The organism is Cyclobacterium sp. L-R, assembly GCF_056859355.1.
Genome location: NZ_JBSXOH010000035.1, coordinates 1 through 12,312, shown reverse-complemented (window position 1 = coordinate 12,312; position 12,312 = coordinate 1). Strand labels below are relative to the sequence as shown.

Annotated in this window: 4 protein-coding genes and 3 rRNA genes; 3 read left to right on the top strand and 4 right to left on the bottom strand. The window is 43.9% G+C overall.

Going from position 1 to position 12,312, the window contains the following annotated elements; all coding sequences use genetic code 11:
- Positions 1-346 precede the first annotated feature (346 nt).
- Positions 347-3,286 carry a PVC-type heme-binding CxxCH protein gene (locus tag AC13EX_RS03365; protein ID WP_339718060.1) on the bottom strand — a complete coding sequence of 980 codons (2,940 nt, stop codon included), beginning with the start codon at positions 3,284-3,286 and terminating at the stop codon, positions 347-349.
- Between the two features lie 441 nt (positions 3,287-3,727).
- Between AC13EX_RS03365 and AC13EX_RS03360 the strand changes: the two genes are divergently transcribed.
- The 3 genes from AC13EX_RS03360 (at position 3,728) to AC13EX_RS03350 (ending at position 8,402) form a co-directional block, all read left to right on the top strand.
- Complete coding sequence (locus AC13EX_RS03360; protein WP_339718059.1) at positions 3,728-5,137, top strand: Gfo/Idh/MocA family protein; 1,410 nt, start codon at positions 3,728-3,730, stop codon at positions 5,135-5,137.
- A 299-nt stretch (positions 5,138-5,436) separates the two neighbouring features.
- Positions 5,437-6,915: a sulfatase gene (locus tag AC13EX_RS03355; protein ID WP_339718058.1), complete on the top strand. Its 1,479-nt coding sequence runs from the start codon at positions 5,437-5,439 to the stop codon at positions 6,913-6,915.
- A 95-nt stretch (positions 6,916-7,010) separates the two neighbouring features.
- A complete protein-coding gene (locus AC13EX_RS03350) occupies positions 7,011-8,402 on the top strand; it encodes a hypothetical protein (protein WP_339718057.1) in 1,392 nt (463 codons plus the stop codon).
- Between the two features lie 492 nt (positions 8,403-8,894).
- On the opposite strand, the gene rrf is transcribed toward AC13EX_RS03350, so the two are convergent.
- The 3 genes from rrf to AC13EX_RS03335 all read right to left on the bottom strand — a co-directional run.
- Positions 8,895-9,006, bottom strand: a 5S ribosomal RNA gene (gene rrf, locus AC13EX_RS03345).
- Between the two features lie 98 nt (positions 9,007-9,104).
- A 23S ribosomal RNA gene (locus AC13EX_RS03340) occupies positions 9,105-11,994 on the bottom strand.
- 182 nt (positions 11,995-12,176) lie between these two features.
- Positions 12,177-12,312 (bottom strand): 16S ribosomal RNA (locus AC13EX_RS03335); the annotation flags it as partial.

Sequence of the window (12,312 nt, the reverse complement as noted above, 5' to 3'; positions counted from 1 at the left end):
TGTAATAGGATTTCTCCGTCCTGACAATAGTCAGGGGTGATAGCCTGTCCCGTGTTTATGGGAAGTGTTGCAATCGCAAGAAAATCAGGCTGTTTGGAGATTTTAGCATAGCACCGCTATGGTGAAATTGAAAACAGCAACAAAGTGCCTGATTTTAAAGCGATTTTAGCACGTAATAGATTGTCTATTGCATATTTCGGGTTTAAGTAGATTGCAATAAGTTTTCATTTGTCTATTTTAGAATAGACAACAAATAAAAATCACCAATCTATCCAAAGTCATTTGACTTTTAGAAAGATTGGTGATTTTTTTATGATTAACCTGTTTAAATCTAAGATTTTAAAGTTTACTTCTTTTCAGAATTTAAGCCTACCAAATATGCGGTAAGGTTTGAAATATCTGCTTCATTCATTTTTAAATCAGAAGGTTTCGGCATAATGCTGGTTCCAAATCTTTTCCTTGAAGCAATATCACTGGCTTGTATATTGTAAACTTCATTTTGCAAACCTTCCAATACCACAATTGGGCCATCTGCTTGTAAGAAACCATAAGCTACCGTTCCATCTTTTAAGGTGATTAGCCACATTTCATAACCAAATGCTACTCCGGCACTCGGATTAGTGATGGCATCCAACAGTCCGTTTTGATCAAGCTTGGCACCAATCATGCTCAAATTAGGTCCAATATTTCGGCCTTCCTCACCAATTTGATGGCAGGTAGCACATTTGCCTAAATAAACCTGCTTTCCTTTGGTTGCATCTCCTTCCAAGGCGGTGATATCTGCCACTGCCAATAGGCTGGATTCAGCAGGATTAGAAAAGTAATCTCCAGCCAAAACACGGATGGCTTGTTCTGGATTTTGGAAAATCACCGAACTGATTTCGGATTTCAATTTGTCTGAAAGTCCCTCTTTCTCTGCCAAACCAATTAACATCATCCCTCCGGTTTTGTCTTTGGCCATGGCTTTTGCTGCTTTTATCTTTTCTGCTTCAGGGCTACTTTTGCTCTCAATTACGGACTTAAAAGTTAACATCTCCTTTTGGATCTCCGGACTGAGATTGGCCTTCAACTCAGGGATGTCAATGGCAAATTCGTTCCAATCATTGTTTCTTCGGTACCTCAACCACCATAAAGCCTGGTCTTTAACATCTGCTATATTTGTGGCCGCAATTTCCTGCATGGCATTTACTGCCTTTTGGTCATTGATGAATCCAAGGGCCGTGACAGCTTTTTTGCGTTGAGCATCTGATAATTGTTCAGACATGGCCCTGTCTTTTAATCCGCTAATAGCTTGCTTTGGATGTAAACGCCAAGTGAGGTCTTCAAACCCTGGATTCCAGTCGAGGGGTTCAGCTCCCAATTCCTGATTTAGGGCAGTATAGATCTCTTCTTCCTTTCCTTCCATGGCCAAACCAAGCGCTTCCACATAATACCGGTCTTCTCCGTCGTGATGGGAAGCCAATTCAATTAAAATAGCTTTAACCTCGTTCATAGGCATGTCCCGCATGGCCACAGCTACTTCCCTACGCACTGCTGCAGATGGATCTGAGCTTAATTTACTAGCATAAGGTAAGATATCCGTTTTTACCTGCCTTAAAGCCCTGAAAGCAGTTAATCGCAAGTCAGGATTGTCTGCTTCCAATTGGATTTCCACGGCTTGAATGCCTTCACTGCCCATATTTGACAATAGCCAGATGGCTCTGGCCTGATGGTAAGGGTTTTCATCCTTTAAAACTTCCTTCACTTCTTCAACAGTTTGGCTGCCTTGTTTTGCCAATAATGCAAACCCAGCATTACGAACATTGACGGCTGGGTTGATCAATGCAGCTATTTGTCCTTGAGTAGTAGACAGGTCGATGGTAGGTTTTGGTAAATTTACACCCTTTGGTGTTATACGGTAAATTCTTCCGTAACCGGTGCTATCTATCATGCGGTGGCCACCCACCATTCCATCAAACCAATCGGCTACATAAATGGCACCATCTGTTCCTACCACTACATCACTGGGACGAAACCATTTGGTTTTGTCTTCGTCCGTGGCCCTGCTTTTAGCATCTTCAACCTCTTCTTCTTTTAGAGATGTGATTAAATTATGTCGGTTTAATGCAAATCCAGCACCGGTAGGCTCTGGTTTGTAAGCCAATATTACATTTCTACCGGCCTCACTTGCGAATAATGTCCCTTGGTATTTTTCACCCAATAAATCACTTTCATAAAAAGTAATGCCTGTAGGTGAACCTGATCCCGTATTGTCTCCAAATGGGATTACTCCAGGATCTTCTTGATGCCAATGCGCCATTGCTGTGGTCTGTCCTGGACGACGGTCTGCCTGCCATTTTCTGGAACCATCAGTATTGAAATACCCCATGTTTCCACCTTCCATCAGCCATGAAACACGAACGCCTTTATTGCCATCATCATCGTTGTCATTCTGCCACATATTGCCGTAGGAGTCCAAAGCCAATTCATAGGAGTTCCTAAAGTTATGGCCCAAAACTTTAAGGCCAGTGCCATCCGGATTGATCCGCATAGCAATGCCACCAACCCACATTTTGCCATCGTCACTGACCATGCCAGGTTCGTTGTCTATCATATGAGGAGACCCGCCATTGTAAAGGCTACCTGATCGCAAGGTCCAGCCACTTTTATCCGTCACTATATGAGGTCCGGCATTGCCTGCATTAAAATAATACTTTCCATCAGGTCCTGCCATCATAGCGTGCAATCCATGGTCATGGTCAAAACCTCCGAAACCTGTCAAAAACACTTCTTTGTTATCTGGCTTGTCATCACCGTCCGAGTCTGTATAAATTATGACGGAAGGACCACTTGAAACGATCACCTTGTCACCAATTACAGAGATTCCCAAAGGGGCTGTCAGATCCTTGTCCTGAACAAATACCTTAGAGCTTTCTGCCACTCCATCTCCATCTTTATCCTCCAGAATTACTACTCTGTCGCCTTCTTCGTGGTGTTTGAATTTTTCAGGATCATTGCGGAACAAACGGTAGTTGAGTGCTTCTGTGACCCAAATTCTTCCTTTAGCATCCACATCCATGTTGGTAGGATTGAAAAATTGAGGTGATTCGGCCCAAAGGGTGGCCTCTAAATCATTGGGTAAATAGAGTTGGGTTTTTTCTGAATAATATTTCTCACCTAGTGAAAACGGTTTTTTCTGCACTTCTTTTTTACAGCTTTGGCTGAGCAAAGCGATACAGAAGATCAGCCCACCAAAAAAAACTTTTTTGATTAGGGTAGGCATTTGATTTAGAAATGTTTTATGCATTATTATTTTAGATTAGGGGTTATTTGTTGCTTCTTTTGATGTTTTCTATCTAATAGTTCTGTTTTTACAAAAGGCACTAAATGTATAAAAAAAAGACATCAATCGAAAATTTTGTTTACCTGCAAAAAAAGTTGTTTAAATTTTTAAAAACCTTAAAAATGGGCTTTTACCGAAAAGGTCAATTAAATGATAGAGCAATATTTTTCATTTTTTGCATTAATCTTATGGTTTGGTTTACAGAAAGTAAGGCCAATAAATTATTTGTTTAATCTCAAAAGTAAATGTTATCGTGGGAAGTGGGAATAGGCTAATATTATACTACTGTTTGGCCGTAAGATTATGAATAATCACCTATTAGAAGCTAAAAAATCAAGTTTTTATTTTATTAAATTAAAATAAATGATTAATATCCTGCTTATCCATTTCTTATACAATTTCAACATGACAAAACGAAGAGAGTTTATAAAGAAAGCAGCTTTAGGTTCAGCAGGGATTTCCATAGGTGCAATGGCTTTTAGTGCCAAAAGTTATGGGGCCATTATTGGTTCAAATGAGCGTATTAATTTAGCCCAAATTGGTATCAGAAATCAAGGTACCGTACACATTAATAACTATTGCAGCCTGAAAGACAGTCACAATGTGGTTTTGAAGGTACTTTGTGATACAGATGAAAATCTTTTTGATGCCAAATCAAAAATAGTAAGCGACAAAACTGGTGTTAAACCAGAATTGGAATGGGATTTAAGAAAAGTGTTGGATAACAAGGAAGTAGATGCAGTTTCCATTGCAACGCCAAATCATTGGCATGCCCTGGCTTCAATTTGGGCTTGTCAGGCTGGGAAACATGTGTATGTAGAAAAACCTGCCTCACATAATATATGGGAAGGAAGGAAAATGATTCAGGCAGCTCAGAAAAGTGGATTGACAGTGCAGGTTGGATTAACTAACCGTTCTTACAATAACGTCAGAGATGCGATGCAATTTTTGCATGAAGGAGGTATTGGCAAGTTATACATGGCTAGGGTCCTTACTTATAAATTCAGAAATTCTTATGGTACAGGGGCCAATGGTACACCTCCAGCGGGTTTCCATTACAACCAATGGCTGGGACCAGCTACCTACCGTCCTTACAATGAGAAGAGAAGTCACTACAATTGGCATTGGTACTGGGATACGGGAAATGGTGACTCTGGCAATACTGGAACCCATCAATTGGATATCGCCCGATGGGGACTTCAGAAAAATGAACACCCGGAAACCATCTATTCTATGGGAGGAATTTATGGCTTTAAAAAGGATGATTGTGAAGCTGAAAACTGTACCCCTGGCACAAGGGTTTATGGAGACGTGAATACTTATGGCCATGACAAATCAGGTCAGGAAACGCCAAATATACAAACTGGCTTGTTTAAATATGCCGATGGAACCATGCTTGAATATGAAGCCCGTGGAAGGTATACCAACCATGAGGGAAGTGATGGCAAGGAAGTGGGCAACCTTTTTTATGGAGAAGATGGATGGTTAGAAATCAGCGGCAATTCCTGGAGGGCTTTCCATCATCGCGACACAAAACCTTTTGCGAGTTCCAAAGAAGGCGGAGCGGAACAAAAAGCAAGCCTCTTTTCCAACTATATTGAAGCAATCCGTTCCGGTGACAATACCATGCTCCAATGTGATATGCGAGAAGGTTTTTATTCGACAGCCTTGCCTTTATTGGCCAATATTTCTTACCGAGTCAAACGCGAACTAAAGTTTATGGGCGATTATGAGAAGTTTGCTAACGATCCGGAAGCAGATACTTTGCTCTCTAGGGTATACAGAGAACCCTTTGCTGTTCCCAATGAAATTTAGTAGGAAGTAAATTCCCTAATCAAATTCAATGATGGAGAAAGGTTATGGAAAATTGCCCTTGTGCTTTATAACCACGAGGGCAATTTTCCTACTACAATAATTCGCTCATTGGATTTAAGTAAGCTAATGAAATGATTGCTGTTAGGTCTGTTTTAGCCATGGTAAAATACTTTTCTTGTTTTCTTTCTTTAGGGCTTACTTAAAATAGTACAGCTTAATTTCTCCTTTCCTTTGCGGGAATACTTTGAACCTTTCTATATGTCATTCTTCCAGCCATTTAATAAATTCCTCCGATTGCCATGTTGAAAAGACAGATTATCTTCATTCTACTTATTAGTGGGTTATTTCTTGAATCTCATGGACAATCGACAAATAAACCTTTGCATCAACCGAATATACTTTTCCTAATGGTTGATGATTTAAGGCCGGAATTGGGTTGCTATGATCAAGCACATATAAAATCTCCCAATATAGACAGGCTGGCACGAATGGGGCAGTTGTTTACACAAGCCTATGTCAACTATCCAGTTTGTGGGCCAAGCAGGGCCATTCTCCTTTCAGGTTTATATGGAAGTCCCAATCGCTTCAATGGTTGGAACTGTTCCCAGGACCAAGATGTACCAGGATTGGTAAGTTTACCCATGCATTTCAAAAACAACAATTATACGACTGTTTCACTTGGAAAGGTTTACAATAACTTCGAGGATGGGAAAGGCAGTTGGACTGAAGTATGGCGGCCTGCCATGACCACAACAGCATGGGATTACCAATCAGAGGAAGGGATTAGTATTTTTAAAAGGCTGAATGAAGACAGGCAATACAATACCCAAGCCAGAAACAATCAAAATTTACCAAACAGGGGGCCGGCCTTTGAAAATCCGGAAGTGCAAGATGTAGTTTATGAAGATGGGAGAATAGCCAGCAGGGCAATGGAAAAACTGCAGGAGTTTAAAGGCTCTGGAGAAGCATTTTTTATGGCTGTTGGTTTTAAAAAGCCTCACTTACCTTTTAATGCCCCCAAAAGGTATTGGGACCTTTATGATAGGGAAGAAATTGAATTGCCGGATAATTTTTATCCTCCTAAAAACGCACCAAAAGAATCCCTTCATAGCTACAGTGAACTTAGGGCCTATTCCAATATTCCCAATGAGGGCCCATTTTCGGAGGAACTTTCCAAAGCGCTTATCCATGGATATTATGCAAGTGTGAGCTATGTTGATTCCCAGGTGGGTAGGGTTTTGGATGAATTGGAAAATCTTGGACTAGATGAAAGTACCATAGTGGTGCTTTGGGGAGACCATGGATGGCAATTGGGAGAACATGCGCTTTGGTGTAAACACGCTAATTTTAATACTTCTATACGGATACCTCTTATTTTTAAAATACCAGGGAAATCAGCCAATATAAAACAGGAAGCATTGGTGGAAACCGTGGATTTATATCCCACGCTTTGTGATTTGGCAGGTATCAACTCACCGCTTCATGTGCAAGGAAAAAGCTTCGTAAAACTTTTAGACGATCCTAAGGCCGAAGGGAAAAATGCCATATACAGTAGGTCAAACCTTGGAGGTGAAACAGTCCTCACCAAAACACATGCCTACACTGAGTTTTATGACAGTAAGGGTACGCTAAAATCAAAAATGTTATTTGATTTAGCCAATGATCCTGATGAAAATGAAAACACAGTCGATAAGCCCCAAAACAAAGCCATTGTCGCCCAAATGTCTGAGTTGTTAAAAAATCACATGGTCAATAGGAATAGCATCCCATTGCCTTAAAGGCCTAAAAAAATGAATTATTGCCATGTTATTGACCATACTGACCACCAGGTAGTTTTGGAAGAAATGAAACTTAATCTAAAAAACCATTAATTATGATTAGAATCACTGTATTGTTTATGGCCCTTTGGACCATGGCTTTTTATAATCCAATACCTACACAAGCACAATCTGAAGGACTTAAAATTGGCGCTGCCACCAAAATGATCACTCCCGAATTGGGCAGTTGGGTGCAAGGAGCAGGAGTGCCTAGAAAGGCCACTGAAGTCAGAGATGATCTTGAAGCCAATGGACTCTATTTTTCAATAGGTGATTTTCAATTGCTATTGGTGAGTTGTGATTTTGCTGGAATTGAGCCTGACCTCAATGTGCGATTACGCGAAGCCATGGGAGTTGCAACGGGGATTTTGCCAAGAAATATCCTGATTTCCTCTACCCATACCCATGGAGGGCCGTCTTTGTTGAAAACCAATTACCTGATGCCTTTGGATACAGCCTATATGGAAGATTTAGTGCCATGGATGGTAGCATTGGCCAAAGAAGCCGTTGAGGCAGCACAACCGGGAAAAATTGGATGGGCGGAAGGTGAGGTTCAAATTGGATACAACCGCCGGTTGACTTGGGCAGATGGTAGCCATTCCATGCACGGTGATGCAACTAGACCTGATTTTGCTGGCTTAGAAGGTCCAGATGATCCCCAACACCTGGCCATGTTTGCCGCTGATTTAAAGGGTAACCTTCTTTCGGTAATGTACCATAACACTACGCATCCAACAATTTTTTATGCAGATGGTGTGTTCTCTGCTGATTTCCCTGGAGAGGTTAGAAAGACCTTTCGAAAGGAATTTAAGCAAAACCTTCCTGTGCTATTTTTAAATGGAGCACAAGGAGACATCAGCATGGACAATATGCTGGATAGAAAATCGGAAACCGATGAGGAGAAGATAAAGAAAATCACTGATTTGGTGGTAAAGGAGACAATGAGACTTTACAAAAATATTGAATACCAAACGGACCCAAAATTGGAACATCAGTACCATGATTTGAAGGTAAGTGTCAGGTTACCAGAAACTGGAACCCTGATCAGGTCTAAAGAAATTTTGAAGAGAATCGATAATGGGGAAAATATCCGAGGTATGGAAATGATCATGGCATTTGGCTCGGTGCACCTACAAGAAACATTTGGTGAGAATCCTTTTGACATTTTACCTGTGCACGCCATCAGGATTGGGGATTTGGCCATGGTTACCCAGCCTTGTGAATTGTTTAGTCAGTTTGGCTTGGATATCAAAAGGAGAAGCCCTGGCAAAAGTACCATCGTAGTGGGAATGACGGATGGCTACAATGGTTATTGCCCTACCATTTATGGGCTTCTAGGAGGTGGATATTCCGGATCACCTATAAGTTGGACCAGATTAGAACCTGAGGCTGGGTACAAAATTGTAGAAACCTCTGCAGTATTACTCAACAAGGTTTGGTCAAAATAAAAAAAGGTCGAATTGGAGCTAAATCTGTAAAGGTTAAGTTTAGCTTCAGTTCTAGTATTTTGGTTCTTTTCAACCCGGATTATGTAATAGAATTTCTCCGTCCTGACAATAGTCAGGGTTGAAGCCTGTCCCGTGTTTACGGGAAGTGTTGCAATCGCAAGAAAATCAGGCTGTTTGGAGATTTTAGCATAGCACCGCTATGGTGAAATTGAAAACAGCAACGAAGTGGCTGATTTTAAAGCGATTTCAGCACGTAATAGAATGTCTATTGCATATCTCGGGTTGAACTAGTCAGGATTTATGAGCTCAAGAGGATTTGCTGCTTATTAAGTGGGCATGATAGGTATACTGCCAGCAGCAACCACCCAATATTGATTGTAATGCTCCTAGAGTTCAATTGGAGCGCCGTTCTATTAATAAACCAGGCAATAAAGCATTACCCCATAAAAAGATTAGGCAAAAAAAAGACCCTTAGATTGCTCTAAGGGTCAATGAAGGCGGCGACCTACTCTCCCAGGTGTAACCCCAGTACCATCGGCGCTGCAGGGCTTAACTTCTCTGTTCGGGATGGGAAGAGGTGGGTCCCCTGCGCCGGGCCGCCTAAATCTTCGTGAAGCTCTGATAGCTTTCACTTAATTTCTTTAATTATATAAATGTCTCAAGTAAATTGACTTGTCTTGTGGAAAATGCAACGTAGCAAAGGTGTTCAAGTTTTCGGGCTATTAGTACTGCTCGGCTATGTCATTTCTGACTTTACACCTACAGCCTATCAACGTCATCGTCTCTGACGGCCCTGTTTAGAAGTCTCATCTTGGGGCGAGTTTCGCACTTAGATGCTTTCAGCGCTTATCTCTTCCCGACTTAGCTACCCGGCGGTGCAGTTGGCACTACAACCGGTACACCAGCGGTCGGTCCATCCCGGTCCTCTCGTACTAAGGACAGCCCCCCGCAGACTTCTCACGCCCGCAACAGATAGGGACCGAACTGTCTCACGACGTTCTGAACCCAGCTCGCGTGCCACTTTAATGGGCGAACAGCCCAACCCTTGGGACCTTCTCCAGCCCCAGGATGTGACGAGCCGACATCGAGGTGCCAAACCTCCCCGTCGATATGAGCTCTTGGGGGAGATCAGCCTGTTATCCCCAGAGTACCTTTTATCCTTTGAGCGACGGCCCTTCCATTCGGTACCGCCGGATCACTATACCCGTGTTTCCACCCTGCTCGGCATGTACGCCTTACAGTCAAGCTCCCTTATGCTATTGCACTCCACGCACGGTTACCAAGCGTGCTGAGGGAACCTTTGGAAGCCTCCGTTACTCTTTTGGAGGCGACCACCCCAGTCAAACTACCCACCAAACAATGTCTCCCTGTTGCAGGGATTAGATACCAGGCACACAGAGGGCCGTATTTCAACGGTGGCTCCTCAACGCCTAGCGACGCCGATTCACAGCCTCCGGCCTATCCTACACACCGTGTACCCGATACCAATGTTAAGTTGCAGTAAAGGTTCATGGGGTCTTTCCGTCCCGTTGCGGGTACGCGGCATCTTCACCGCGACTACAATTTCACCGAGCTCATGGCTGAGACAGTGCCCAGATCGTTACACCATTCGTGCAGGTCGGAACTTACCCGACAAGGAATTTCGCTACCTTAGGACCGTTATAGTTACGGCCGCCGTTTACTGGGGCTTCGGTTCAACGCTTCTCTTGCGATAACGTCCCCCCTTAACCTTCCAGCACCGGGCAGGTGTCAGGCCTTATACTTCATCTTACGATTTCGCAAAGCCATGTGTTTTTGATAAACAGTCGCCTGGGCCTTTTCACTGCGGCCTGCCTGACCGAAGTCAGGCGAGGCGCCCCTTCTCCCGAAGTTACAGGGCCATTTTGCCGAGTTCCTTAGCCATGATTCACTCGAGCACCTTGGGATACTCTCCCCAACCACCTGTGTCGGTTTGCGGTACGGGCGACCATACGCTTAACGCTAGAGGTTTTTCTTGGAAGCTCTTAGGACCACTATCCAATTGTCCGAAGACGCTTGGTACTATCAGGTTCGGCTAAGACTGCGCATTTTACTACAGTCCAAATACCTACACCCTTTAACCCGGTATTCCGTCACCGGGCGGGTCTTTCAACACTCCGTCACCCCGTCACCTGTATGGTCGGTATGGGAATATTAACCCATTTTCCATCGGAATCCCCCTTCGGGTTATCCTTAGGTCCCGACTGACCCTGATCCGATTAGCGTTGATCAGGAATCCTTGGTCTTTCGGTGTGGATGTTGTTCCCATCCATTATCGTTACTTATGCCTACATTTGCTTTTCCAGAAACTCCACCGGGCATTACCACCCGGATTCGCTGTCGCTGGAATGCTCCCCTACCATCCCGATAAATCGGGATCCTTCGCTTCGGTACCGCACTTGATGCCCGATTATTATCGACGCCCTGCCGCTCGACCAGTGAGCTGTTACGCACTCTTTAAAGGAATAGCTGCTTCCAAGCTAACCTCCTGGCTGTCTCTGCAGCTGGACCGCCTTTGTTCAACTTAGCGCGGATTTTGGGACCTTAGCGGTAGGTCTGGGTTCTTTCCCTCTCGGACTTGGACCTTAGCACCCAAGCCCTCACTGCCGGTTCTATATGATGGCATTCGGAGTTCGTCAGGATTTGGTAGGATGTGACTCCCCCTAGTCCTATCGGTAGCTCTACCTCCATCATACAATTCCCGACGCTGTTCCTAAAAACATTTCGGGGAGTACGAGCTATTTCTCAGTTTGATTGGCCTTTCACCCCTACCCACAGCTCATCCGGAAGCTTTTCAACGCTTATCGGTTCGGTCCTCCACTCTGTTTTACCAGAGCTTCAACCTGGCCATGGGTAGATCACTAAGTTTCGCGTCTACCCCCACCGACTGTGTCGCCTTATTCAGACTCGCTTTCGCTGCGGCTCCTCCTGTTTACAGGATTAACCTTGCCGGTGAGGAGTAACTCGTAGGCTCATTATGCAAAAGGCACGCCGTCATCCTGACGTAGTCAGGACTCCGACCGCTTGTAGGCGCACGGTTTCAGGTTCTTTTCACCCCGTTATTCACGGTACTTTTCACCTTTCCCTCACGGTACTCGTTCACTATCGGTCTCTAGGGAGTATTTAGCCTTACCGGATGGTGCCGGCAAATTCAACCGGGATTTCTCCTGTCCCGGCCTACTCAGGATACCCGCCTTATAAATTAAAATTCCTCTACAGGACTCTCACCCTCTACGGTTTGACTTCCCAGCCAATTCGAGTCTCCTAATTTATAATTATGCAGGTCCTACAACCCCATATATGCCGTAACATAAATGGTTTGGGCTCTTCCGCGTCCGCTCGCCGCTACTGACGGAATCATTATTATTTTCTCTTCCTGCGGGTACTTAGATGTTTCAGTTCCCCGCGTTTGCCTCCATTTCTGGATACCCTGATAAATCAGGGTGGGTTGCCCCATTCGGACATCTGTGGATCATTTCGACTGTGCCGATCCCCACAGCTTTTCGCAGCTTGGCACGTCCTTCTTCGCCTCCTAGAGCCTAGGCATCCCCCGTACGCCCTTGTTCACTTGAACTCATCTGGTGCCCTTTTGCTAGCACCTGATGTTCTTTATTCTATATCTTAATCACTCGCGTGATTAAAATACTTTACATTGCATTTTCCACTCAACATGTCAAAGAACTTATTGTCCCCAGTTGGGACAAGTGTGAAGATGTTAGACTTAAAAAAAACAGCAATTCTATAGAACCGTTCCAGAAAGGAGGTGTTCCAGCCGCACCTTCCGGTACGGCTACCTTGTTACGACTTAGCCCCAGTTACCGGTTCTACCCTAAACGGCTCCTTGCGGTTACCGTCTTCAGGTCTACCCGACTTCCATGGCTTGACGGGCGGT